General features: G+C 73.4%; 13 protein-coding genes. 5 read left to right on the top strand and 8 right to left on the bottom strand.

The annotated features are described in order from the left end of the window. Positions 1-112 precede the first annotated feature (112 nt). From WME73_RS43310 to WME73_RS43295, 4 genes are all read right to left on the bottom strand, one after another. The gene (locus WME73_RS43310) at positions 113-1,096 is read right to left on the bottom strand and encodes a hypothetical protein (protein WP_437742122.1); all 984 of its coding nucleotides are present in this window, start codon (positions 1,094-1,096) and stop codon (positions 113-115) included. A 66-nt stretch (positions 1,097-1,162) separates the two neighbouring features. After that, on the bottom strand, positions 1,163-1,618 hold the full coding sequence (locus WME73_RS43305) for a MarR family winged helix-turn-helix transcriptional regulator (protein ID WP_437913402.1): 456 nt from the start codon (positions 1,616-1,618) through the stop codon (positions 1,163-1,165). A 162-nt stretch (positions 1,619-1,780) separates the two neighbouring features. Beyond that, positions 1,781-4,093 (bottom strand): sulfatase-like hydrolase/transferase, encoded by a 2,313-nt coding sequence (locus WME73_RS43300; RefSeq protein WP_437742120.1) that lies wholly within the window; start codon positions 4,091-4,093, stop codon positions 1,781-1,783. Continuing rightward, a complete protein-coding gene (locus WME73_RS43295) occupies positions 4,090-5,166 on the bottom strand; it encodes a tyrosine recombinase XerC (protein ID WP_437917500.1) in 1,077 nt (358 codons plus the stop codon). Before WME73_RS43295 ends, WME73_RS43300 begins: the two co-directional genes overlap by 4 nt. A gap of 514 nt (positions 5,167-5,680) precedes the next feature. Between WME73_RS43295 and WME73_RS43290 the strand changes: the two genes are divergently transcribed. Then, complete coding sequence (locus tag WME73_RS43290) at positions 5,681-7,204, top strand: MFS transporter (protein WP_437913401.1); 1,524 nt, start codon at positions 5,681-5,683, stop codon at positions 7,202-7,204. Positions 7,205-7,279: 75 nt separating this feature from the next. On the opposite strand, the gene WME73_RS43285 is transcribed toward WME73_RS43290, so the two are convergent. The 4 genes from WME73_RS43285 to WME73_RS43270 all read right to left on the bottom strand — a co-directional run bounded on the left by WME73_RS43285 (position 7,280) and on the right by WME73_RS43270 (position 18,760). Further along, positions 7,280-7,894, bottom strand: a complete 615-nt coding sequence (locus WME73_RS43285) for a hypothetical protein (protein ID WP_437913400.1) — start codon at positions 7,892-7,894, stop codon at positions 7,280-7,282. Further along, positions 7,894-11,178 (bottom strand): hypothetical protein, encoded by a 3,285-nt coding sequence (locus WME73_RS43280; protein ID WP_437913399.1) that lies wholly within the window; start codon positions 11,176-11,178, stop codon positions 7,894-7,896. Before WME73_RS43280 ends, WME73_RS43285 begins: the two co-directional genes overlap by 1 nt. Beyond that, positions 11,175-14,891, bottom strand: coding sequence for a protein kinase domain-containing protein (locus tag WME73_RS43275; protein ID WP_437913398.1), 3,717 nt, complete (start codon positions 14,889-14,891; stop codon positions 11,175-11,177). Before WME73_RS43275 ends, WME73_RS43280 begins: the two co-directional genes overlap by 4 nt. A 308-nt stretch (positions 14,892-15,199) precedes the next feature. Further along, positions 15,200-18,760, bottom strand: coding sequence for an AAA-like domain-containing protein (locus tag WME73_RS43270; protein ID WP_437913397.1), 3,561 nt, complete (start codon positions 18,758-18,760; stop codon positions 15,200-15,202). Positions 18,761-19,330: 570 nt separating this feature from the next. On the opposite strand from WME73_RS43270, the gene WME73_RS43265 reads away from it, so the two are divergent. The 4 genes from WME73_RS43265 to WME73_RS43250 are packed head-to-tail and all read left to right on the top strand — an operon-like array spanning position 19,331 to position 25,567. Continuing rightward, positions 19,331-21,292: an alpha-amylase family glycosyl hydrolase gene (locus tag WME73_RS43265; protein ID WP_437913396.1), complete on the top strand. Its 1,962-nt coding sequence runs from the start codon at positions 19,331-19,333 to the stop codon at positions 21,290-21,292. 39 nt (positions 21,293-21,331) lie between these two features. Continuing rightward, positions 21,332-22,411 carry an ABC transporter ATP-binding protein gene (locus WME73_RS43260; RefSeq protein WP_437913395.1) on the top strand — a complete coding sequence of 360 codons (1,080 nt, stop codon included), beginning with the start codon at positions 21,332-21,334 and terminating at the stop codon, positions 22,409-22,411. Between the two features lie 7 nt (positions 22,412-22,418). Further along, a complete protein-coding gene (locus WME73_RS43255) occupies positions 22,419-24,710 on the top strand; it encodes an extracellular solute-binding protein (RefSeq protein WP_437913394.1) in 2,292 nt (763 codons plus the stop codon). Continuing rightward, a complete protein-coding gene (locus WME73_RS43250) occupies positions 24,707-25,567 on the top strand; it encodes a sugar ABC transporter permease (RefSeq protein WP_437712264.1) in 861 nt (286 codons plus the stop codon). Before WME73_RS43255 ends, WME73_RS43250 begins: the two co-directional genes overlap by 4 nt. Positions 25,568-25,621 lie beyond the last annotated feature (54 nt).

Genomic DNA, 25,621 nt, shown 5'->3' with positions numbered 1-25,621 from the left:
CGCCCCGGGGGCGCCTCGCCGACGAGGCCACGTTCGTCGCGGTCGAGCTCGACGCGCGCCGGGAGGCCCCCTGCTGTCGCGCGGAGGCCTCGGACGCCGCGCAGGCGCGCCTTCAGGCTGCCTGTTGCCGCGGCTCCCTCGCGGCGAGCGGCGGGATCCCGAACCGCTCGCGCACCTCGTCGAGCGGCAAGTGGACGACATCCCAGAAGTTCCAGCGATCGCTCAGGTCGACCTTGCAGGCCGCGCCGCGCGCCACCGCGCGCAGCACCCTGTGCGCGTCGAAGAAGCCCACCTCCGGCGCGGCGATGGGCGTGATCTGGATCCCGAGGTGGAACTGCAGGAGCACGAAGATCAGGTAGGAAAACCCGTCGCGCCGGATGAACCCGGCCTGGAAGGAGCCGGCCTGGATCTCGCCCGCCGGATCCGTGTCGTACGCCGCCAGCACGTGGCCGAGATCGTGAAACACCATGCGCTCGGCGATCGCGTCCCTGCTCTCGCCGGGGAACAGGAAGCCGCGCGCGGTGCAGTGCTCCCAGAACACCCGGCCGAACGTGCCCTCGGGCAGGAGCCCGAGCTGCTTGTAGCGGAAGGCCCGCGCGCGATCCTCGACGCCCGCGCCGAATAAGGGCCCGATGAGCCTGCGCACGCCGGAGAGGCCCGCTTCGTCCATGGCTTCGCGGATGAACGAGCCGAGGAGCCGGCGCCTCACGGCGGTCTGGGCGAGCCGCCTGTGGCCGCGCGCCACGAGGCGGAGCACGCCCACGCCCGGCTCGCGCACGCCGAGCGCCCGGTCGAGCGCCTCCACGGTGTCCACCTTGGCCGCCGTCACCTCGCCGTCCGCCATGGCGGTCACGAGCGCGAGCTGCACCAGGCGCTTGCGCCGGTGCCGATCCGGGATGGCGCGGGCCACCGCCTCGGGCGCGACGCGCGGCAGCGCGTCAACGTCGACGACGTCGATGCGGGCCCCGTGCAGGGCCGCGATCTCCTCGAGGACCCCGCGCTCCGCGGGCGCGAGCATGCCGTCGGCCAGGGCCACCTCCCGGAGCGCGGCGAGCGCGGCCGGGATCTCATGAGACTCAAGCACGACGATATCCATGTTGACCTCCTCTTCCCACAAGGGGTTTCACACACCACACCTCACGCGAGATTCGATGAAAGACACTCACTCTCGCCGGAACGCGCGGACCGCGATCAGCATCGCCGCCGAGATCTCCTCCGGCAGCGACCTGGCCGTTTCCATGATCACCCGCACCCGCTCCACGCTCGCCCGGTCGACAAAGCGGCGGCCGAGCGGCGTGAGCGCGAGCGTCTTCGCGCGCCGGTCCTCGGGATCCTCCTCCCGCGCCAGGAGCCCACGCTGCACCAGGCCATCGGCGAGCCGGCTCCCGGCCGAGGCCGAGAGCCCGAGCGACGTGGCGAGGGCGGTGACGCGCATCGCGCCCTCCTGATCGACGAGGTGCAGCGCGGCCACCTGCGCCACGCTGAAGTCCTCCTCGTGCAGCGTCCGCGCGAGCCCCGCGATGATGCGCGAGAACATCATCCGCGCGAACTGCTCGATCGGCGAGCCCAGGACCTTTTGCTTGCTCACAATATTATTGTCTACGCATTGGTTGCGCATGTGCAAGTAATTTTCGGCGTGATCGCGCGCGGGTCCGTCCGCCGCGGAGATCGGACGAGGCCGCCGCGCGTCAGGCCACCGACCGGCGCGGCCGGTCAGCCGCACAGGCCGGCCGCTTCACGGGGCGGTCGAATCCGGGCGGCGGTTACTTGCGGGCGGCGGTCACTTGCGGGCGCCGGTCACGTGGACCTCGCGGAGGCGCGCCCGCGCCGCCGCGTAGTACGGCTCGATCTCCTTCGCCGCCGGCGTGCCCCAGAGGTTCTTCCGCTCCTCCGGGTCGCTCGCCAGGTCGTAGAGCTCGAACCGGGCGCCGCCCGAGATCGTCAGCTTCATGTCGCCGCGGAGGAACGACCGCCGCGCGTCGTTGTACGGCCCTGCCGGCATGTCGATCAGCACGTCGCGCGCCTGGGCCTGCTCGCCCGGGGCGAGGAACACGTCGGGCAAGAGCGACGCGCCCGACAGGAAGTCGCTCGCGGCCGCGCCCTCGGCAGGCCCTGGCACCCGCATCAGATCGAGCAGCGTCGGCGCGAGATCGATCAGGCTGCGCCGCGCCGAGACCCGGGACGGCGCCGCGCCCGGCACATGGACGACCAGCGGCACCCGCACGAGCTCCTCCCAGAGCTCGAAGCCGTGGCGGAACATCTTGTGCTCGCCGAACGCCTCGCCGTGATCGCTCGTCACGACGATCGCCGTGCGCCCGCCGAAGGGCGCCGCCGCGATCGCGTCGAGCAGCCGGCCGATGTGCCGGTCCGTGAAGGCCACTTCGCCGTCGTAGAGATCCCGCTGCGAGGCCGCGCCGAAGCCCGCCGCGTCGTCGTGCCGGAGGTAGTCGGCGTGCGGGTCGAGGTAGTGGACCCACAGGAAGAAGCGCCCGCCCGTGTTGTCGGCCGACCCGAGCAGCCGCAGCGCGGCGTCGGTCAGCGCGGCGCTCGTCGCCTTGTTGTCGACGTCCCAGGGCGCGCCCTCCGGCGGCGCCGCGGACATGTCCACCACGTCGAAGCCGCGGTCGAGCCCGCCGAAGCTGCCGAAGTAGCGGTGCCCGTGCACGCTCATCGTGCGCACCCCGGCGCGCTTCAGGCGCTCGGCGACGAACGTGTCCTCCTCGCTGAACTTGTTGAAATGCCCCCAGTTCCTGTGGGTCTCGCTCCCGTACTTGCCGATGAGCATCGGGCCGACGCTCTTGCCCGTGTAGGACGCGAGCGAGTACGCGCGCTCGAACACCGTGGAGCGGGCCGCGAGGCCGTCGAGGTTCGGCGACACGGGCCGGGGGTTGCCCGCGTAGCCGAGGTCCCAGCGGAGCGTGTCGACGGTGACGAGGACGACGTTCAGGTCCGCCGGCAGGCGCGCGGCGGGCGACCCGCGCGAGTCGGCGCGCGGGTCCGCCTTCGGGGCGGGGGCGAGCGCGGCGAGCGCCGCGGCCGTCAGATCGCCGCCGGAGCAGTCGTCGTCGACGCCGTTGTCGAGGATCTCCTCGGCCAGCGGGTGGACGCGCGCGTCGCGGTCGTCGCAGTCCCCGCCGCCGAAGAGGGCGGCCGCGCGGTCGCCGTCGCGATCGGCGAGGCGGCGCAGGACCGCGAGGCTCTTGCCTCCGACGGGCGCGCCGCGCTCGATCGCCTGCGCCACCGCGGGCTCCGCGTTGAGCGCCGAGGCGGCGCGCGCGGTGAGCGCGAGCGGCAGGAGCGCGGCGAGGAGCGCGACGGGCGCGCGCGCCGTCCGGACCGCGACCGGCGCGAGGGAGGCGGCGAGCGCGACGACCAGGAGGAGCGCCGGGGCGCGCAGGTCGAGCTCGGGGCGCTTGAAGATGCCGTAGATGCCGAGGAAGCCGCCCTCGCCCGAGACGCCGCCCGTGGCGACCCCGAACGCGAACAGGGCCGCGGCGATCGCGAGCGCGACGCCGCCCGTGACCGCCGGATCGACGCAGGCGGGGCGGCCGTCGCTGGCCTTGGCGAGCGCGCGCCTGAGCGGCGGCGTGAGGGCGAGGACGGCGAGGCCCGCGATGAGGCCGAGGCCGAGCGCGCCCGCGGCGACGGCGGTGCCGACCAGGAGGGGCGCGGCCTCGAGGCCGAGCAGGGCGCGGGCGAGGTGGGCGCACAGGGTCATCCAGAGGAAGGCCGCGAGCACCGCGAGCGGCACGAACGCCGCGATGTCGGCGGGCCGGCCGATCGCCCGCACCCGCAGCGCGCCCACGAGCGTGGCCGGCGACGGCGGGCTCGACGGGTCGACCACGATCGCGGAGGCGCCCGCGAGCAGGCCGACGACGAGCGCGACGGGCGCGAACACCCCGATGTCGGCGAGGTAGGTGGCGAGCTGGAAGGCGGCGTCGTCGCCGGCGCCCGCCGTGGCCCACCCGGCGTCGAGCGACGCGGCCACGACGCCGAAGACGCTGGCGCCGAGCGCGCTCCTGGCGAGCCGCCCCGCCCACGCGCGGGCCAGCGTCGGGACCGCGGGGCCCGGCGAGCTCGAGGCTCGCTTCACGCCGGGCCCCGCTTCCGCGCCATGGGGTGAGCGGCGTCGTAGACCTTGAGCAGGTGGTCGATCGAGACGTGCGTGTACCGCTGCGTTGTGGCGAGCGAGGCGTGCCCGAGCAGCTTCTGGATGGCCCGGAGGTCGGCGCCGCCGTCGAGCAGGTGGGTCGCGCAGGTGTGCCGGAGCGCGTGCGGGTGCAGGTCGGCCCGGCCGGCGCCGAGCGCGCCGTAGCGCTGCACCAGCGCCTGGACGCGGCGCACGCCGATGCGCGCGCCGCGGCGGGACAGGAAGAGGGCGCGGGGGTCGCGGGCGCCGGTCGTCGGGTCGGCGAGCTCGTCGCGCCGCTCGAGGTAGCGCTCGATGGCGGCGAGGGCGTGGGAGCCGAGCGGGACGATCCGCTCCTTGTCGCCCTTGCCGACGACGCGCACCGCGGCCCTGTCGGCCGGGCGCCGGTCGACGTGGGTGAGGTCGAGCCCGCAGAGCTCGGAGACGCGCAGGCCCGCGCCGTAGAGGGTCTCCAGCATGGCGCGGTCGCGGAGCCCCTCGGCCGTCTCGGCGCCGGGGATCTCCATGACCTCGGCGGCGGCGTCGACGTCCAGGAAGGTGGGCAGCGGGCGCCGGACCTTGGGCAGGGCGAGCTGGGCCGCCGCGTTCTTGTCGACCTCGCCGCGCCGCTCCAGGTAGCGGAGCAGGGCGCGGGCGGCGCCCACCTTGCGCGCGATCGAGGCGGGCGCGTGGGTGCGCGCGAGCGAGCCCAGCCAGCTGCGCAGGAGGAGCACGTCGAGGCCATCCACGGCCGTGGCCTCGTCCGGAGAGGGAGCCTCGCCGGGGGCCGGGGCCTTGCCGGGGGCCGGGGCCTTGCCGGGGGCCGGGGCCTTGCTGCGCGCTCGCGCAGGGCGGTGATCGGCGTTCGCGGCCGCCTTCTCGCGGGCGAAGCGCGCGAGCTGCTCGAGGTCGCGCCGGTACGCAGCCACGGTGTGGCGCGAGGCCCGCCGCTCGGCCGTAAGGTAGGTCAGGAAACGCGCGATCGCCTGCTCCAGCGTGGTCCCGCCGGATCGATCGCCGCTCCGCCGCGCGTGCATCACGGGGTTTGCCCTACCACCAGGACGGCGCCGCAGGCAAAGACTCGCCGGCGGCCGAGCTGCAGCGCCGCTCGGCCGGCGCCGCTGCGCGGCGCGGCAGGGGAGGCGGGCGCTGGCCGGACGGGACCGCGGTCGCCAGGTGCCGCGGCAGGCAGGTGGCGGTCGCAGGGCGCGTCGCGCCATGCCCTGACAAGAAACGCCCCTCACGGATCACGAGCGAACCACCCGCCCGGTGGGCGACATGGCGCGAGCTCCGCTCGCTCCCGGCTCTGCTGTCCAGGATGATCCATGATCCGCGCTGTCGAAGCGTGAATCGGACTGCAGAGCGAGGCGGTGGAGATCGGCTGTTTCGACGCGCATGAGACCGGCGCCCGCTCGCTCGCTGCGAAGGAGCTGCTCAATCGTAGTTGCCCCTGACGGACCGCGGCGGGACACGCTTGTGATCCAGGTGTGTACGCTCCTCTCGGTGTGGTACGAGGGCTTGCCCGGGGCCCGGGCGCACGAGGAGCATGAAATGACCAACGCCGCCGTGAGCGAGCCGGCCGTCGAGGCGCCGCAGAAGCTTTCCTTTGCTCAGACCCTGAAAAGCCTGCCGCGCTCCTTCTGGATGGGCTGCACCATGGAAATGTGGGAACGGCTGGCTTACTACGGCGTGCGCGTCGTCATGCCCATCTACATCGCCCAGGCCGACGAGCCTGGAGGGCTCCACTTCAGCCAGCAGGACAAGGGCACCATTTACATGGTCTGGGCCCTCATCCAGTCGCTGCTCCCGATGGTCACCGGCGGTTACGCCGACCGGTACGGCTACAAGCGCACGATCTTCATCACGGTGTGGCTGAAGATCATCGGTTATCTGCTGATGGCGACGCAGCGGAGCTTCACCGGCTTCCTGCTCGGCGTGGTCATCCTCGCGACGGGCACGGCCCTCTTCAAGCCCGGGATCCAGGGCACCCTGGCCCAGTCGATGGACAAGTCGAACTCGTCGGTCGGGTGGGGCCTCTTCTACTGGCTCGTGAACGTGGGCGCGGCGATCGGCCCGCCGCTCGCCGGCTACCTCCACGGCAAGAGCTGGTCGTGGGTCTTCTATGGCTGCGCCGCCATCATCTCCCTGAACTTCCTGATGCTGTTCACGTACAAGGAGGTCGACTCCGGCGCTGACAAGACCTCCGGGGCGTGGAAGGTCTTCAAGGACACGATCAAGAACATCTGGGACGCGCGGCTCATCACCGTGATCCTGCTGCTCTCGGGGTTCTGGCTGATGATGTACCAGCTCTGGGACCTGATGCCGAACTTCTACACGGACTGGATCAGCAGCACCTCCTTCGTGCAGAACAACCCCTGGCTCCCGGCGTCGTGGCTCGATATCAAGGATCCGCGCGGGGTCCAGCTCAAGCAGGAGAACGTGCTCAACGTGAATTCGGTGAGCATCGTCCTGCTCCTCGTGCCCTTCTCGTACCTGGTGGCGAGGATGAAGGTGCTCTCGGCGATGACGCTGGGCATCCTCGTCGCCATTTTCGGCATCCTCGTCTCAGGGACCACGAGGTCGCTCTACGTCCTCTTCCTGGGCATCCTGCTCTTCTCCATCGGAGAGATGCTGACCGGCCCGAAGAAGAGCGAGTATTTCTCGCTCATCGCGCCGAAGGGAAAGAAGGCGCTCTACCTCGGCTACATCAACATCCCGGCGGCGATCGGCCCCGCGATCGGCGCGCAGATGGCGGGGATCCTTTATGGGACCCGGGGCGAGAAGGCCACGCTGGCCCTGCGCTACCTCGCCGAGAAGACCGATCTCGCCAAGGGGAAGGCCTGGGACGGCGATGTAGCGTCGCTCTCGGAGCTCCTCGGGGTGTCGCGCCAGCAGGCCTTCAGGACGCTGCAGGAGACGCTGCACATCGACGCCGCCGAGGCGACGCGCCTGCTCTGGGAGACCTACCGGCCTTACGAGATCTGGTATTCGTTCGCGGCGATCGGGGTCGCTTCGCTCGTGGGGATGCTGATCTTCTCCCGGCGCTCGAGGCGGTGGAAGGACCTCGACGTGTAGGGCGCGCGGCCGCGCCGGCGCGAGCGACATCGCTTCGGATCATCCGTTCCGCTGCTGGACTCGCAGCGCTCCGGCCTACTCGCACGCCTCGCCGAGGACGTACCCGTGCTTGCAGATGCAGCGGCACTCGACCTCGAACTCGGGCTCGTTGCACGCCGGCCGGACCTGCCGCACCTGCTTCGCCGTCCGGCCCTCCCTGTCCTTCACCTGCACCTCGATCTCGTAGTCGTGATCGAAGATGTCGCTGCCCGACCAGTTGTTCGGGCAGACTCCCACGTTCGCGAAGGTCGAGATGTCGGCGTCGACGCTCGCTCCCCAGCCGTCGCCGGTCGGCCTGAGGTTGACCGTCCTCGACTCGGACATCACACGCCCGGACACGGGATCGCGGAGCGAGCCCGACAGCTGGACGCCGCAAGCGCTCAGGTTCGTCGCGCGGACGCCCAGGAAGAGCACCCGCCCGCCCTGCGGCGGCATGATGATGTCGATCCCGTCGCCGTCGCTCACCGGGTGCGCCGCGTCGCTCGAGTCGAGCGCGATGACCTCCATGCGGATCTCGGCGCCCTCCTCGCCCAGGTACTCGAGCTTGCAGGCGTGCTCGACCGGCGGGGGATCCCTGCCGTCGTCGGCGCACGCCGGCGCGGCGAGCAGCAGCGCAGCGAGCCCACGGCTCGCCGCAGCGGGCCAGGCCATCAGCGGTCCCGTCCCTCCGGCGCCGGAGGATCACCCCCGTCGTCCTCGGGCTCCTCCCGCGGGATGGGCGCGCGCGGGCGCCTCGTGGCGCCGAAGGAGCTGGAGCTGGTCGGCGCCATGGTGATCGGCGCCATCGCCCGCGAGTCGGGCGCCGGCCGCTGGGACAGCGCGTCGCCGCGCCACCTGCCGTCGACGTCCGCCTCGGCGCGCCCCGGCGCCTCGCTGGGCGCCGAGCTCCATTCATGAAGACCAGCCTGCGGGAACGGCGTGCGCTCGGCCAGGTACGCCGCGAGCAGCCGATCGCGCTCGAGCTCTTCCGTGCTCGGCGGCGGGGGAGGATCGAGCGTCGGCAGCTCGTCGGTCCACGTCAGGTCCGCGTCGTCCAGGCTCGCGCCGGACCCGGCGCTGGAGAACGCGCGCGGCGCGTTCCGCTCCGTCGGGACAGGCTCCGGGGCGTAGCTTGGGGCACCGCCCGGCGCATGGCTGGAGGCACGGGCCGGCGCCGGGCTGGGGATGCGGGGCGGCGCGTGGCTGGAAGCACGGGCCGGCGTCGGGCTGGGGATGCGGGGCGGCGCGTGGCCAGGGGCGCGGTCCGACGCGTGGCTGGAAGAAGGATGGGGCGGCGGATAGCCAGGAGCACGGTCCGACGCGTGGCTGGAAGGACGGGGCGGCGCGTAGCCAGGGGCACGGTCCGACGCGTGGCTGGAAGGACGGGGCGATGGATAGCGAGGGGCAGGGGCGCGGTCGGACGCGTGGCTGGAAGGATGGGGCGATGGATAGCGAGGGGCAGGGGCACGGTCGGACGTGTGGCTGGAAGGACGGGGCGATGGATAGCGAGGGGCAGGGGCACGGTCGGACGCGTGGCTGGAAGGATGGGGCGATGGATAGCGAGGGGCAGGGGCACGGTCCGACGCGTGGCTGGAAGGATGGGGCGGCGGATAGCCCGGGGCGCGGTCCGACGCGTGGCTGGAAGGATGGGGCGATGGATGGCGAGGGGCAGGGGCGCGATCCGACGCGTGGCTCGAAGGACGGGGCGGGGTGTACGTGGGCGCGTGATCGAGCGCGCTGGCGGGCGGAGGCTCGGACGCGAAGGAAGGGCTCCGCGAGGTCGGCGGCGGCCCCGGCGGCGGCGGATCGATGGTCGGGAGCTCGTCGTCCCAGTCCCAATCCTCCGGATCAACTCGGGAATCCGACCGGCGCGCCGACGCGCCGAGCCGGAGATCACCCGACCTCCGCGACGCCGGGAACCCCGCCGGAGGGCCGATCGTCGGCAGCTGGCCCACGCCCGGGTCCCGCGCCGGCGCGTCGTCCCGGCGCTCGAACTGCCGCGACGGGCGCGTCGGCTCGGGCGCCGGCACGGAGTACCTCGTCGACGCGACCTGCCCGAAGGGCCGCGAGTCCCGCGGCAACCGCGGCGGAGGAGGGACGGCCATCGCCGCGCGCGCCGCCGCCGTCGAGGGAGGCGGCTGCGTCGAGATGAGGTTCTCGTCGCGACCCCGCTCGGCCGGCGCCGGGCGATCCGCCGGCGCGGGCTGCCGGGGTTGCACGCTGGTCGGCGACGGCCCGGCCTGCGCGGAGCCCGCGAGCGGCCTGCCGAGCCACGCGGCCTCCTTGCGCGCCTGGGCGGAGCGCGCGCCTTCCTCCGAGCGGACCGCGCGCGGCGCGAGCGTGTCGCCCGGCTCCGTCGGCGGGACCTCGTCGCCGAAGAGCACCGGCGCGGCGGCCGTCACGCGCGACTCCACCCCCGCGGCGCCCCTCCCGGAACGGAAGCCGAACGCGGCGCGGATCGCCCGCTCGTGGTGAGGCTCGACCTCGACGGGCCGGACGATGAAGCACGGCTCCGCGCCCGGCGCCCGCTGCGAGAGGTCGACGTCGAACGGCGCGCCGAGGAGGTGGCCCTGCTCGTCGAACAGGACGCGCACCGGCGGCTGCGCGAAGTGCGCGGGCGACAGCGGCGTCGAGAGGACGACCCCGAGCTCGCCGGTGCTCAGCTGCACGAACGTCCCCGTCGGGATGATGCCGAGCGCGCCGACGAGCAGCTTGCCGATCGCCCGGTCGGTCGCGCTCTCGGCGCCCGAGATCATGCGCTGGAGCACGGCGTCGAGCGACGAGGCGCCGCCCGACGCGGTCTCGATCGTCGGGAACGGCGCCGTCCGGAGCTCCGTGAACTGGCGGGCGGCCGCCAGGATCCGCGCGAGCACCGTGGGGCTGCGCCGGCCGCCGTAGAGCGGGCCCTGCCGGCCGCCTTGCCGGAGCGCGAGCGCCTCGTAGGCGATCACCGTGCGCGTGATCGAGGGCGCGTGCAGCTTGCCGAGCGCCGTCAACATGACGGCCGCGCTCGCGGGCAGCCGCTCCTTCTCGTCGTCGCTCAGGCCGCGCTCGAGGAGAGAGCGCGCGACCGGCTCCTCGCCGTCGGCCGAGCCGGCGAGCACCCCCGTGAGCCGCAGCCGGCTCACGTCGTAGAGCAGCGCCGCGGTGACGAGGCTCCCGAGCATCCTCCTGTCGGTCGTGAGCTGCCGGGCGATGCCCAGCGCGACGATCGCCGTGGACACGCTGATGCCCCCCTCGTCCGGGTCGGCGATCTTGCCCGCGGCGACCGAGAGCAGGAGGCGCGCGTCCTCCTCGGCCGCGGCGACGAGCTTCTGCGCGACGCGCTTCACCCGCTGCGGCAGGATCGCCGGGGACGAGCGCAGGGCCGCGTAGAACGATCGCATCACGAGGATCGCCGCCGCGTAGGTGCGGCTGATCCGGCCGATGCGGGTGCCGTCGCCGTCGATGGCCCCGCCAGGGAACGGGTTCGTGAGCTTGCGGACCCGGACGCCCCGCAGGCTCGACTGGAGGAGCCGCGCGGCGATGCTGCGGTCGCGCTGGGCGTCGGCGAGGAGGCGGGCGAAGGCGGCGAGCTCGGCGCGACGGACCGCCTTCTCGAGCACGAGCTCGGAGACGTCGCAGGCCTCGAAGAAGCTGCCGAGCTCCAGGGCGACCTCGTACGTCTCGCGCGAGGCGCGGAGCATCTGGCCGTTGATGAAGAGGGTGTTGCCCGCGAACACGATCGTCGCGGCCTCGCTCCCCGACAGCTCGCAGAACTGGACGATGCTGTCGATCGCGGACGGAACGAGCGACAGCACCGCCTGGTTCGAGTCGCTGTGCAGGAGGCACGCCTTCGCGAGCCGGTAGATCATCTGCACCAGGCCGAGCGCCGCGCGGCGCCGCCCGTCGGCCTTCACGCCCGAGATCGCCGTGTCGCCGGTGCTCTCGTGGAGGTTGGCTTTCTCCTCGCTCACGGCTTCCTCCCGCCGCGGGGCGACGGAGACGGCGCCGGCTTCGTCGAGGGTACCGCGCTGCCGGGCGCAGGCTCGATGGCCGTGCGGGACGGCGCGCCGAAGGGCAACGAGGCGGGGCCCTGCCGCACGCTGTACGGCGCGGCGCTGGCGCTCGAGGGCGGGGCCGGGGACCTCGGCGGCGCGGCCGGGCGCGGCATCGACGGCGGCATTGGCGGCGGCGCGGCCGTCGGGGTGGACGACGACGTGGAGGAAGGCGGCGGCCCACGCCGGCTGAACGGCACGGAGGTGGGAGGCGCCGAGGCGGCGCTCGTCGAGGCGGGCACCGGCGACACGAGCGGCGCCCTGTAGGCGGATCGGCCGCCGTCGCCGCCGTTCGGGGTCATGGATCCGGGGCGCGGGGTGCTCCACGGCTCGAGCTGGTCGGGCAGGCTGAGCGGCCCGCCCGGGCTCACGCGCCGGACCGAGACGGGCGAGTACGAGCGCTTTGCGCGCGAGGGCGGCGCGCTCGCGTCCGGGTGCGCCTGCGCCGGCGGGCGCTCGCTCGGGCGGGTCGGCGCGACGAGGCGCGCGGCGATCGCGACCGCGGCGCGCGCGGCGGCGTCGCGCACTGGCGGGGTGTTCCACCAGCGCGGCTTGGTCGCCTCCTTGACCGCGCGGAGCGCCTCGTAGCTCCGCGCCTGGCAGAGGAAGTGCGCGGCCAGCTCGCGGGTCTGCTCGATCGCCTCGGACGGGATGAGCTGGCGCTTCTCGAGCAGCTCGATCGCGAGCTTCTCGGCGCGCGCGGGGTTCAGGTGCGCGACGGTCTCGAGCCACTGCCGCCGCTCTGCCCCCGAGAGGTCGTGGAACGACGGCGCGACGATCCGCCGCACGAGCGTCGGGCCCGCGGCGAGCACGCCGAGCTTGCCGATGAGGCGCAGGGCCTCGCAGCGCACCGGCGGCGCGGGGTCGTCGAGGAGCTTCTGGAGCTCCTCCCGGACGCGCTCGGCGGCGGAGCTCGCGGAGCCGCCCTCGCCCGCGGCGGCGTCGGGGAGCTCGGCGAGCGCGTTGATGCGCACCTCGACGTGCGGGCTCGCGAAGCCGGCCTCCAGCGCGGCGAGGGCGCCGGGCGTCTTGAGCTGCGCGAGCAGCTGGAGGAGCGTCAGGGCGAGGGGGGCCGGGGCGCGAGAGAGCAGGTCCCCGAGCTCGGCCTCCCGGCCCGGCGCCCACCGCCGCATGTAGGCGAACAGGACCTCGCGCAGGCGCTCGGACTGCACCGCGCCGTGGCACTGGCATGCGGCGCTGAAGAGCGAGCCGTCCTCGAGCACGTCGAGCGCGTGGGCCAGCCCCTCGACGATCGCCGGGTCGAGCGGCGCCACGCTCCGGCTCGCGCCGGCTTGCGCCGCGCTCCGGCTTGCGCCGGCCTGCAACGTGTTCCGGCTTGTGCCGGCCTGCAACGTGTTCCGGCTTGCGCCGGCCTGCAACGTGTTCCGGCTTGCGCCGGCCTGCGCCGCGCTGCGCCCTGGATCGGCGTGCGCCGTGCTCCGACCTGCGTCGACCTGTGTCGCGCTCCGGCTTGCGCCGGCCTGCGCCGCGCTCCGGCCCACGCCGGCCTGCGCCGCCACGCCTGCGGCCGCCGCGCCGCCGAGGGCAGCGCCTGCGGCCGCCGCGCCGTGGCCCACCGCGCCGGTGGCCGACGCTCCCGTGGCCGCCGCGCCGGTGGCCGCCGCGCCGGTGGCCTCCTCCGGGTGAGCCGTCGCGAGATCGCTGAGGATCGCCCTGAGCGCCTCGACCGGGAACATCGCCTGCGCGAGCGCCCGGTCGACGGCGCGCGGCGAGAGCTGCGGCAGCGCGGCGCTTGATCGACTTGCCGCACCTGCCGCGCCGCGCTGCATGCCGTCGAGCCGCGCGAAGAACGCGCGCCGGAGCATCGTCTGCACCTCGAACGCGAGCTCGTAGCTGTGCAGGACGATCTGGTCGGCGGTCCACGCGGTGAGCGCCCCCGTCATGCGGTCCTCGTCGCCGTGCCGGACGGCGTCCACGTAGCCGTCGACGAACGCGTCCATGTAGCGCTCGTTCCACTGCTCCGACGGCAGCGCGATCTGGGCGCCGAGGGTGCTCCGGGTCAGCGGGTCGATGGCGAGCGCCGAGGCGGCCGCGCCCGTCTCCGCGAGCGCGGCCTCGACGTTCCGCTGCAGCGCCCTGCCCGCGAGCGAGCTCTCGTCCCACAGGCTCTCGATCTGCGCGAGGGCGCGCGCCCCCACCGCGACCTCCCGGCACTGCTCCTCGAAATCCTCCAGGTCCGCGTCGCCCTCGGCGAACTGGTCGATCGCCATGTACGCGATGTGCTCGAAGCGCCGGTCCCAGAGCGCGGTCACGGCGTCGTCGTCCTCGCCCATGCCGAAGCTCTGGTCGCGGAGCAGGATGGCGGCGAAATCGCGGAGCTCGGCCTCGGTGATGCCGGCCTTGATCTGGATCTTCCGGACGCCGTCGGCGAAGAGCTGGTAGGGGATGCGATCGAACGGGGGCCTGTCGGGCTGCCAGATCGGCTGGCCGCCCGAGGTGAACGCGCTCGGGGTGACCTCCCAGCGGACGCCGAGGGGGTTCTGCGAGAGCGTCCGCGTGATCTCGTCGAACGCGAAGTGGATGCCCTTGTTCACGTGGGGGTGGTTCCACCCGTACTGGCGGATGTTGCTGAGCACGAGCGCGAGCTGCCTCCAGACGCCGACGAGCCGCTGGCAGGTCTGCTCGACGATCGACGGCGGATCCTGCTCCTCGTCGATGGTGTCGTTGCCGCGGACGAGCACGCGCGGCGCCTTCTTCTCGCGCGAGGGCGTCAGCTGGCCGGCGGCGTGCGCGGCCGTCAGCCGGCGGAGCTCGCCGCGCATCGCGGCGGCGCTCTGGAAGCGGCCCCCGCGCTCGAAGGCGAGCGCCTTGTCGACGAACGCCACGATCTCGACCGGCAGGTCGGGGACCTCGGTCGCGATCGACGGCGCCGTCTGCGTCGCGGCGAGGAAATACGACTCGGACTCGCTCCGGCCGCGGTTGAGCCGCTTGCCTGACAGGAGGGTGAACAGGCTCGCGCCGACCGACCAGAGGTCGGACCGGCCGTCGATGCCGGACACGCCCATCGCCTGCTCGGGCGACATGAAGGCCGGCGTGCCGAACGTGAGCCCCGCGCGCGTGGCCTGCCGCTCGGGGTCGCGCATCCGGGCGATGCCGAAGTCGAGGACCTTCACGTGGCCGGCGCTCGTGACGAAGATGTTGGCCGGCTTGATGTCGCGGTGGACGATGCCGATCGAGTGGCACTTCTCGAGCAGATCGAGCACGACGTCGAAGACGGGCAGCACCTGGGCGAGGGGGAGGGTGCCGCCTGCGCTGCTCGCGAGCCGCTGGAGCGTGGTGCCGGAGAGCAGCTCCATGACGAGGAACGGCTCGCCGCGGTCGCTGAGGTCGTCCTCGACCACGGCGACGCGCGCCGGGTGATCGACCCGGTTCGCGATCTTGCCCTCGCGCAGGAAGCGGTCCCGCAGCTCGGCGTTGCGCGCGAACTCGATGTGGAGGACCTTGACCGCCGCCCGCGTCCCCCTGCGGTGGGTCGCCGCGAACACCGCGCCCATGCCGCCGACGCCGAGCAGATCGTCGAGCCGCCACTTGGCGTTCAGGGCTGTCCCGATCCGCGAAGCGGCGGTGTCCACGAGGTTCGGCTCCTCGGCGTACGGGTCGAGCGGGGCCATAGACCGGGCAGCGATCAGGGGCCGCGCAGTGCGCGGCAGAGGGCGAGCAAGCCTGGCCGAGCATACATGGTTCCCGCTGAAGCGCGAACCATGACAAGAAGGTCCGCCCCCACGGAATAAAGGTGGGAGAGGCATCCTGTGGGGCTGCTGCCAGGCGCCTCGCAGCGCGCAGCGCGCGGTTCACGTGGGTTCACGTGGGTTCACGTGGCTTCGCGTGAGTTCAGCTTTCGCGTGCAACCGATAGAGAAGATCACGGCCCGCCGCGGAGCGCGCCGACACGCCCGGACACTCACCGACGATTCCCCGCTTCAGCGCACGTCCAGCCGCGGCGCTGCGCCGGCGTCCTGCTCGGGGGCGCCTGGCCACTCGGGGCACGTGGCGCGGTAGTCGATGCCGGGCATGAGCTGCGCCCATTCCTCGCGCGTGAAGTTGCGCCCGGCGTAGGCGCATGCGCGCGCCATCAGGGACTCGGCCGCGATCGAGAAGACGCGCGCCGCGCCGTCGTTCGCGGCGGTCACGACGCGGGTGGCGTCGGGGCTGAACACGGCGTCCGTCAGCGTGACGCCCTCGGCGCGGAGGGTGATCGCCTCGCCCTGCCCGTCGACGGGGAGCACCCGCGCGATGCCGTCGCTCGACACCGCGACGAGGCGCGCGCTGTCGCTGCTGAACGCGACGGTCCGGACCGCCGCGCCGAGGCCGTTCAGGAGGAGGGGCTGGCCCTGGCCGTCGACGCGGAGCAGCCGCACGCCGCCGTCGAGCGCGGCGATCGCGACGTGGCTCCCGTCCGGGCTCACCGCGATCGCGGCGATCGCCCGGTCCTCGTACCCCGACGGGAGGACGCGCGGGGCGCCGCGGCCGTCCGCGGGCCAGACCTTCACGTTGGGCCCCGACGTCGCCACGATGTGCTGGCCATCCGGGCTGAACGCCGCCCGGAGCAGCCCCGCGCGCTCGTCGCGCAGCACGACGGGCTCGCCCGGGACGCCGTCCTCGAACACGCGCAGGATGCCGTTCCACGAGGTGGTGACGATCCGGGTGCCCTCCGGGCTGAAGGCGACGCCCACCACCCGGTCGTCGTGGACCCCGAGCACGATCGGCTGGCCCCGCCCATCGGCGCGCCAGATCCGCGCCGTCTTGTCGGCCGAGCCGGTGACGAGGCGGCTCCCATCGGGGCTGAGGTCGACGCTGAGCAGGTGCTCCGCGTGCCCGCGGAAGACGACGGGCTCACCCGAGCCGTCGGCCCGGAAGACGCGCGCGGTCTTGTCGGTCCCGGCGGTGGCGATCCTGCTGCCGTCGTGGCTGATGGCGATGCCGGTCAGCGGCCCCTCATGGCCGCGCAGGAGCAGCGGCTCGCCCGGCCCGCCGAGCCGCCACACCCGCGCGGTCCCGTCCTCCGACGCGGTGACGACGCTCGCGCCGTCGCGGCTGAAGGCGGCGCTGTTCACGACCCCCTCGTGGCCCTCGAGGACCATCGGCGCGCCCTTGCCGTCCGCGCGGAAGACGCGCGCGGTCCCGTCCGCGGAGGCCGTGACCACCGCGCCGCCGTCGGCGCTGAAGGCGGCGCTGCGCACCGCGCCCTCGTGCCCGCGGAGGACGACGGGCTCACGCCGGTCCGCGCCGGGGATGCGCGCCGTCCCGTCGCCCGTCGCGAGGACGATGCGGTCGTCCACCGGGCTCGTGTCCGCGCTCTCGACGCCCGGCCCGTGCCCCTTCAGCGCCGCGGGGGCGCCCTGCCCGTCGGCGCGGACGACGTAGACCGTCCCGCTGATGGCCGTGGCGAGGATCCGGGCCCCGTCGTGGCTGAACACCGCGCGCCGGATGAGCCGCTCGCCCAGGGGCACGACGAGCGGCGGCTCGCCCTCCATGCCGGGGCGCCACACGTAGATCGCGCCGCCCGTCGTCCCCGCGACGACGCGGCTGCCATCCGGGCTGAACGCCACGCTGGTCGGCGCGGCGTCCCTCGTCCCGAGCGCGCGAACCTCGTGGCCGTCGGGGCGCCACAGGCGCACCGCGCCGTCGGTCGACGCGGTCGCCAGGAGGCTCCCGTCGTGGCTGAAGGCGACGGCGACGACGCCGGCGGAGGTGGGGGCGCGCAGCACGAGCGGCTCGCCGCGCCCGCCGAGGCGGAAGATCCTCGCGGCCCCGTCGGCCGAGGCGGTGGCGACGAGGCGGCCGTCGGGGCTGAAGGCCGCGTGGTGGACCGCGCCGCCGTTCCCGACGAGCACCTCCTGGTCGACGGCGGGGCCCCAGACCGCGTCGCCGAGCGCCTGCACCACGGCGGGGCCCGCGGGGCGGCCGCTCGCCCTGGCGGCGAGGGCCGCCTCCACGGCGAGCAGGCGCGCGCGGGGCAGCAGGCCCTCGGCGCGCTCCTTCGCCGACTGGGCCGCGAGCCGCCGGGCGCCGTTCTCGCGCGACTCCTGCTGCGCGCGGAGGAGCGCCCGCTCCTCCTTCCCCATCTGCCAGAGGAGCACGAGGGTCAGGCCGCCGAGCAGCGTGACGGCGACGGCGAGCACGGTGACGAGCCGCCGCGCCGACCGCTTCTGGCCCTCCGCCCGCGCGCAGGCGGAGAGGAACGCCCTCTCCTCCGCCGAGAGGTCCGCCCGCCCATCGCACCACGACGTGAGCTCCGCGAGCGCCGCGCCGCCCACGACGTAGTCGTCCCTCCGCCCGTGCGACAGCCAGCGCGCGAGCGGCTCCCTTGTGGCTCGGTCCGCCTCCCGCGACAGCACCCACGCCCGGTCGAAGACCTGGCGGACGACGCGATTGCGCACGTCGAGGTACGGCGAGCCCGAGGCCTCCGTCCGCTCCACGGAGAGCCCCGAGAGCAGCAGCGTCCGCTGGACCGGGTCCCCGGCGTCGACGCCCACCCGGTGGCCGTCGAGCAGCTGCTTGTACAGCCGGAGGAGCGCCGGCGTCCGCCCGCAGCGGGGCCCCTGCGCCTCCAGGCACCGCTCCGCGTGGCGCAGGTTCGGGTCCTCGGTCCGGCCCTGGTCCAGGAACCGCCGCGCCACGGCCTCGTCGACGTCGAGATCGCGCCGCTCTCCGGCGAGATCGGCGCAGAGCCGCTGCGTCATGTAGGGGTGCCCCGAGGTCCACGCGAAGACCGCGTCGAGCAGCGCGTCGGGGTCTGCCACGAGCCCCTCCAGGCCCGCGCGGAAGCCGCGCGCCTCGGCGCGGGTGAAGTCGCCGAGCCGGATCGGGCGGCCGATGTTGAACGGCGCGCGCGCCGGATCCGCGACGAGCTCCGAGGGCGCCGCCGCCCCGAGCAGGCAGAAGGTCAGCCGGGCGTTGGCGGGGCGCTCCGCGCGCCGGTTCACGACGGCCCGGAGGACGGCGAAGAAATCGTCCCGCGAGAACGGGAGGGCCAGCGTGGCGTCGACCTCGTCGATGAACAGGACGATCGCGGAGGAGATCTCCACGAGCACGACGTCCTCGAGCCAGCGCAACCAGCAGTGCACCGGCCCGAGGTGCCAGTGGGCATCCCAGAACTCGTCCGGCGGCTCCAGCCCGAGCTGCTCGGCGAACTCCGACGCGATCCCGAGGTACCAGCTCACCGGCGAGGTGGTGTCGGTGCCGAGCGCCCCGAGATCGACGCTCGCGCACTCCACCTGCTCGGCGCGGAGCCGCGTCGAGACCTGGAGTCGCAGGCTGGATTTCCCGATGTGCCGGGTCGACAGCACATAGCAGAGCTCTCCGCGCAGGAGCGCCTCGAAGAGCTCTCTGTCGGCGGGGCGCTCGATATAGATCACGCCGTCGCCCACGGTCCCGCCCGCCTGGAACCGGCGCCTGTGATCTCCGGCACTGGCCTTCGCCTGAACGAGGTCGGGAGGCGCCGAGAAGGTCACGAATCTGACGGTGCCATGCGACGCCATGACCGTCAACGGAACGACAGCCCGTGTCGCTGGCGTCCGCGGTGAAACAACAGGGCTCGCGACGGCGCGGTGAATGTCCCGCGAATGTCGCGTCGACCGGATGGGCTGGCGCTCACACGATCGGGATTCGCCGGCGACGCGCGTCCCGGCCCCGGCTGTGCGCCTGCGCGCCTGTGTCGCGCGCGGCGCGATTGCGTGTGCGTCGATCGTGTCGCGCCGCGAAAACCCGCTTTTTACGTCCAGAAATCGTGGACCGGGCCACCGCTGCCGGTGTAGCGTTCGCGCCGTGCGAGGGGCGTTGAGGGCGGGGCAGAATCGCGTCGTGGCCGCGCCGGCCGCCGTGCCGCTGCTCGTCTGCGCATTGCGCTCCGCGGCTCGGAAGGCTCCTGCGGACACTACGGTTTTGCCTGACACTCCAGAAGCTCCTGCCGGAGCGCGCGGGCGGCCTGGCCCGGACGCGGTCGCGCCGCTGCCCATCGGGCTCATCCGTCGAGATGGGCTCTCGTCCGGCGCGTGTGTCGGCTCGCGTGGATGCGTGATGGCTCGACACGCCGAGCTAAGGTGATCGCGATGGACCGGCGGCGATCGAGACTCTCCCTCTGGCGAACGGCGCGCGCGGCCGCCCTCGCGCGGGCGGCCGGGGCCGCCTCGCTCGCGCTCCTCGCGGCGGCGTGCGCCGAGCTCGACGAGGAGCCCGCGCGGTCGGCCTCGCTCGGGGCCCACGCGAGCGACTGGCGGGAGGAGATCATCTATCAGGTGCTGATAGACCGCTTCGCCGACGGCGACGCGGGGAACAACCATCGGGTGTCCTCGGCGCCAAGCAGGTGGCACGGCGGCGACTGGAAGGGGCTCGAGGAGGGTCTGCCCTACCTCGAGGCGCTCGGCGTCACCGCGCTCTGGATCTCGCCGATCGTCAAGAACGTAGACACCGACGCCGGCGTCGACGGATACCACGGTTACTGGACGCAGGATTTCACCGAGCTGAATCCCCATTTCGGCGACCTCGCGTCGCTGCGCCGGCTCGTCGCGTCGGCCCACGGCCGCGGTATGAAGGTCATCCTCGATATCGTGACGAACCACGTCGGCCAGCTGTTCTATTATGATGTCAACGAGAATGGGCAGCCCGACGAGGACATCCAGGGCAGCGGCGAGGACGGGCGCCTCCAGGTCGAGGCAGTGAACGAGTACGATCCGGAGTTCGACCCCCGCGGCGTCCAGGCGCGGACGTCGCTCGGCAAGTCGAGGCCGGCGCCGATCGTCTTCCGTCACGACCCCGCGACCAACCACCTCCCGCCGCAGCCCGTGCTCTTCCAAAACCCCGAGGTCTACAACCGCAAGGGGCGCATCCTCGATTTCGAGGATGTCGACCAGCTCGTGCACGGCGATCTCCCGGGCGGCCTCAAGGACATCGACACCTCCCGCTGCGACGTGAAGCGGGCGATGGTCGACGTGTTCGTGCGCTGGGTCGAGCTCACCGACGTCGACGGGTTCCGCATCGACACGCTGAAGCACGTCGAGCACGAGTTCTGGCGCTATTTCACGCAGAACGTCCGGCTGCAGCTGGCGACGATGGGCAAGGCCGATTTCTTCATGTTCGGCGAGGCCTTCGACGGCAAGGACGACCTCGTCGGCAGCTTCACGAAGCACGAGGTCCCGGCCCACCCGCACGACGAAGCGCTCGGCGGCGATCTCGAGCGCGAGAACGGCGACGAGGCGGAGGGGGGCTGTCCGGGCGCCGCGCCGATCACGGGGGACTCCGTCGACTCCGTGCTTTATTTCCCCCAGCATTATCGGGTCTTCCGCGACGTCTTCCGGGACGCCCAGGCCACGCGGCGGATCGAGGCGCTCTGGGACGCGCGGGCGCTCAACTACGGCGCTGAGCCGAACGCGAACGGCATTGGCGTTCCGCCGCTGAAGGCGCTGGTCAACTTCATCGACAACCACGACGTCCCGCGCTTCCTCCATGTCGGCCCGGGCGCCTCGCCCTTCAAGGCCGATCCCGAGGCGGCGCTCAAGAATGCGCTCCTGTTCCTCTTCACGGAGGACGGCATCCCTTGCCTGTACTACGGCACGGAGCAGGGCTTCAGCGGCGGCGACGATCCGGCGAACCGCGAAGATCTCCGGGAGAGCGGCTATGACACGGAGCACCCGCTCTTCCGGTGGGTCCAGCGGCTCACGGCGCTGCGCAGGGGCTACCCGGCGCTCACCGTCGGCGAGCAGCGGGTGCGCTGGTCGACGGAGCGGACGGGCGAAGGGGACGAGGACGCGGGGATCTTCGCGTTCGAGCGGGGGGAGCCGGACGGCGACTATGCGCTCGTGGTGCTCAACACGCACCCCCGGAAGCAGAGCGCCACGAGCTTCGACGGGGCGGCGATGACCACGGGGCTGACGCGGGGGACCGTGCTCGTCGACGTGCTCTCGCCTGAAAAAAAGACATATAGGGCGGGCGCGAACGGCGCTGTCACCGTCAAGCTGCCTCCGGTGAGCGGGGCGCTGCTCATCCCGGAAGACCAGATCATCCATGGTCTCTGATCCTGCCTGGCACTCCTCCCTTCCAAGAGAGTCTCCAACATGGCGTCTGTCAAAGTGCGCGGACTCAACAAGCGATTCGGCCAGACTCACGTGCTGCGCGGCGTCTCGGTCGACGTGCCCGACGGCTCGTTCGCCGTCCTCGTGGGACCGAGCGGCTGTGGCAAGTCGACGCTGCTCAGGCTGCTCGCCGGGCTCGAGGAGGCAGACGACGGCACGATCGCGCTCGGCGACCGCGACGTCACGCGGCTCGAGCCGCGCGATCGCGACATCGCGATGGTGTTCCAGTCGTACGCCCTCTACCCGCACCTCACGGTGCGCGAGAACCTCGCCTTCGGCCTGAAGCTCCGGAAGACGCCGCCGGCCGAGATCGAGGCGCGCGTGAAGGAGGCGTCGGAGATGCTCGGGCTCGGCCCGCTCCTCGACCGGCACCCCCGGGCGCTCTCCGGCGGCCAGCGGCAGCGCGTGGCCATGGGCAGGGCCATCGTGCGGCGGGCGCAGCTCTTCCTGTTCGACGAGCCGCTCTCGAACCTCGACGCCGCCCTGCGCGCGCAGGTGCGGGTCGACATCCGCAAGCTGCACGATCGGCTCGGCGCGACCAGCGTCTACGTCACCCACGATCAGGTCGAGGCCATGACGCTCGCCGACGAGATCTTCGTGCTCAACAAGGGCGTCGTCGAGCAGTCGGGGCCGCCCCTCGAGGTCTTCGCCCGGCCTCGCACCCAATTCGTGGCGAGCTTCCTCGGCAGCCCGGCCATGAACTTCGTCGAGGCGCGCCTGGAGAGCCGGGGCGGCCGGTGGGTCGCGGCCCAGGGCGACCTCGCCATCGACATCGACGCGGCCGACTTCCCGGGCGCGCTCTCGTCCGGGCGGCAGGTGACGGTCGGCGTGCGCCCGCACGAGGTGGACCTCGCCCCGGGCGACGGCGGCGCCCCGTTCGAGGTGGCGATCGTCGAGGCCCTCGGGGCCGAGTCGTACGCGCACGGCACCGTCGCGGGGGCGCCGTTCGTGGCGCGCCTCGACCCGGCGGCGCGCGTCGCGAAGGGGGACACCGTGCACGTCGCGCTCCGCCAGGTGCACCTGTTCGACGCGGACTCCGGGCTGAGCCTGCGAGAAGCGTGAGGCGACCGTGCCGAGCCGTCGCTGTCGTCTCGCGCTCACGCTCGCTGCGTTCGCTGCGCCCGCGCTGATCCTCCTCTTGCCCGCGCTCGCGGCCGCGGCGCCGATCCGGCTGTGGCACGCCTACCGCGACGACGAGGCCAGGGCGCTCGACGCCATCGTCGCGGCCTTCGAGGGCGAGGAGGTCGAGGTCCTCGCCGTCCCGTTCGACGCCTACGCCTCGAAGCTCCAGGCCGCGATCCCGATGGGGGAGGGGCCCGACCTGTTCATCGACGCCCACGAGCGGCTCGGCGACTTCCGCGCGCGCGACCTCGTCGCGCCCGTGGGCGACGCGCTCGATCCGGGCGGCGAGGCCGTGTTCCAGGGGCCGGCGCTCGCCGCGGTCCGGCAGGGGGGCGAGATCCTCGGCCTGCCGATCAGCCAGAAGTGCGTGGCGCTCTACATGAACACCGCGCTCGTGAAGGAGGCCCCGGCGGCCCTCGAGGACATCGCGGCGCTGGCCGGCTCGCTCCCCGAGGGCGTGTACCCGCTCGCGTACGAGGCGTCGAACGCCTACGCGCACATGCCGATCCTCGCGGCGTTCGGCGGCGCGATGCTGGGCGAGGACGACCAGTTCGGCTTCGTCGGCCCGGGGCCCGAGCGCTCGATCGAGCTCGTCCGTTCGCTGATCGAGCGGCGGGTCGTCCCGGAGGACGCGAACGGCGCGCTGGTGACCGACCTGTTCAACGCGGGCCGCGCCGCGTTCGTGATCAGCGGGCCGTGGTTCGCGGGCGGCCTCGGCGAAGAGGCGCGGCGGCGCGCCCGCGTCGTCCCGCTCCCGAAGGTGCGCGAGACCGGCCTCCCGATGCGGCCGTTCCTGACCGTCGAGGCGGTGATGCTCTCGCCCCAGGGCGCGCGGCGCGCCGGGGCGCGGGCGCTCGCGCGCCACCTCGCGGGCGCCGCGGCCGCGGCCACGCGGCTCGAGCTCGCGCGCACGCCGCCGGTGCGGAGCGACGTGGCGGTCCCGGCCGGCGACGCCTTCATCGCGGCGTTCACCGAGCAGGCCAGGGCGGCCATCCCGATGCCGACCTCGCCGGCGATGCGCTCGACCTGGGAGCCGTCCACGCGCGCGATCCGCAAGGTGCTCCGGGGCGACGCGCCCCCCGACGTCGCGCTCTCCGAGGCCAAGCGCCGCTTCGACGACGTCCGCCGGCCGCTCCCGCCCCCCGCCTCGCCGGCGCCGCTCCTCGTCGCGCTCGGCGCGCTCGCGCTGGCGCTCGCTCTCCGGTGGGTCCGCGCCGCGAGGGGCGCGGCGCCCGGCACCGCGCACTGGCGCTCGTTCCGGCGGTCGCTCGGGCGATCGATTCCTGCCTACAAGTACGTCGCGCACGCGGTCGTCGCGATCGGCGTGCTCGTGGTGATCCCGCTCGTCATCGGCGCGGCGACGTCGCTCTTCGCCGGCAGGGGCGAGGGCCTCCGGTACGTCGGCCTCGCCAACTTCATCAGCATCCTCACGGCCCGCGGCGGGCCGCTCTTCGCGAGCGGCTCGTTCTACCTCGTGCTCGCGGTGACCGTGCTCTGGACCGCGGTGAACCTCTGCCTCCACGTCCTCCTCGGCGTCTCGCTGGCGCTGCTCCTGCACCGCCCGACCCTGCGCCTCCGGGCGCTCTACCGGGTGCTCCTCATCGTGCCCTGGGCCGTGCCGAGCTACGTGACCGCGCTGTCCTGGAAGGGCATGTTCCACCGGCAGTTCGGGGCCGTCACCGGCCTCATCGAGGCGGTGAACTCCGCGCTCGGGACGAGCATCGAGCCCATCTCCTGGTTCTCGAGCTTCACGACGGCGTTCACGGCCAACGTGACGACCAACGTCTGGCTCGGGTTCCCGTTCATGATGGTGGTCACGCTGGGCGCGCTCACCGCCGTGCCGGAGGACGTGCTCGAGGCCGCCGAGGTCGACGGCGCCACGCGGTGGCAGCGTCTGCGGAAAATTACGCTGCCTCTGATCAGGCCGGTGCTCGCGCCCGCGGTGACGCTGGGCGCGATCTGGACGTTCAACATGTTCAACGTCGTGTTCCTCGTGTCCGGCGGCGACCCGGACGGCACCACGGACATCCTCGTCTCCGAGGCGTACCGGTGGGCGTTCACCCGCGAGGCCCAGTACGGCTACGCGGCGGCGTACTCGGTGCTCATCTTCCTGCTCTTGACGCTCGCGACGCGGGCCTTTCGCTTCCGGCGGCGGCGGACGCCCGTCTCCGCCATTCCGCAGGGCGGGGCCGAGGCTGGATCGGCGCCCGTGCCGGCGGCGGCGACGGAGGTCGCGTGACGCGGAGGCCCTCTCCGGTCGAGTCGATCGCGGTGCACGCCGCGCTGGTCGCGGCGGTCGCGTTCGCGCTGTACCCGGTGCTCTGGGTCGCCTCGATCGCCTTCTCCGGGGCGCGTCCGCCGGTGCCGGAGGTGCTGCCCATCCCGAACCAGCCGACGCTCGAGCACATCGTGGCGGTGGTCACGACGTCGAAGAAGGTCGGCGGCGAGCCGATCTGGCTCTTCCCCCGCCAGCTCGCCAACTCGATCGTCGTCGCGCTCGCGACGGCGGCCGCCGGCGTCTCCGTCGCGGTCCCGGCGGCGTACGCGCTCGCGCGCTTCCGGTTCCTCGGCAAGGACCGCGGCCTGCGCGCGCTGCTCGCGACGCAGATGTTCCCCACGGTGGCGAGCGCGATCCCGCTGTACCTCCTGCTCGACGCGCTCGGCCTGCTCAACTCGCGGACCGGGCTCGTGCTCTGCTACGCGTCGACGGCGGTGCCGTTCTCGATCTTCCAGCTCCGGGCGGCGTTCGAGGCGATCCCGGTCGACCTGGAGGAGGCGGCGATGGTCGACGGGGCGACGCGCTTCCAGGCTTTCCTCCGGGTCGTGCTCCCGGCGGCGCGGCCGGCGATCGCCGTGACGGCGCTGTTCGCGATCATGACGGCGTACAACGAGTTCATCCTCGCGGCGACGCTGCTCGGCAAGGAGGAGATGTTCACGCTGCCGGTGGTGCTGCAGCGGTACATCGGCGAGTACGACGCGCAATGGGAGCGGTTCGCGGCGGGGGCGCTCCTCGTGTCGCTGCCGGTCATGGCGGCGTTCTATGTGGTGCAGCGCCACCTGATCGCGGGGCTGACGACGGGCGGCGTGAAGGGGTGAGCGCGCCGCGGTGAGCGTGGCTGCGGGCGCCCCGGCGCGCGACGGCCGGGGCGC

The organism is Sorangium sp. So ce302 (assembly GCF_051530145.1).
Taxonomy (GTDB): domain Bacteria; phylum Myxococcota_A; class Polyangia; order Polyangiales; family Polyangiaceae; genus Sorangium; species Sorangium cellulosum_B.
Note: the sequence above shows the minus strand (reverse complement) of the source record. Positions and strands in the feature narration are given on the sequence as shown.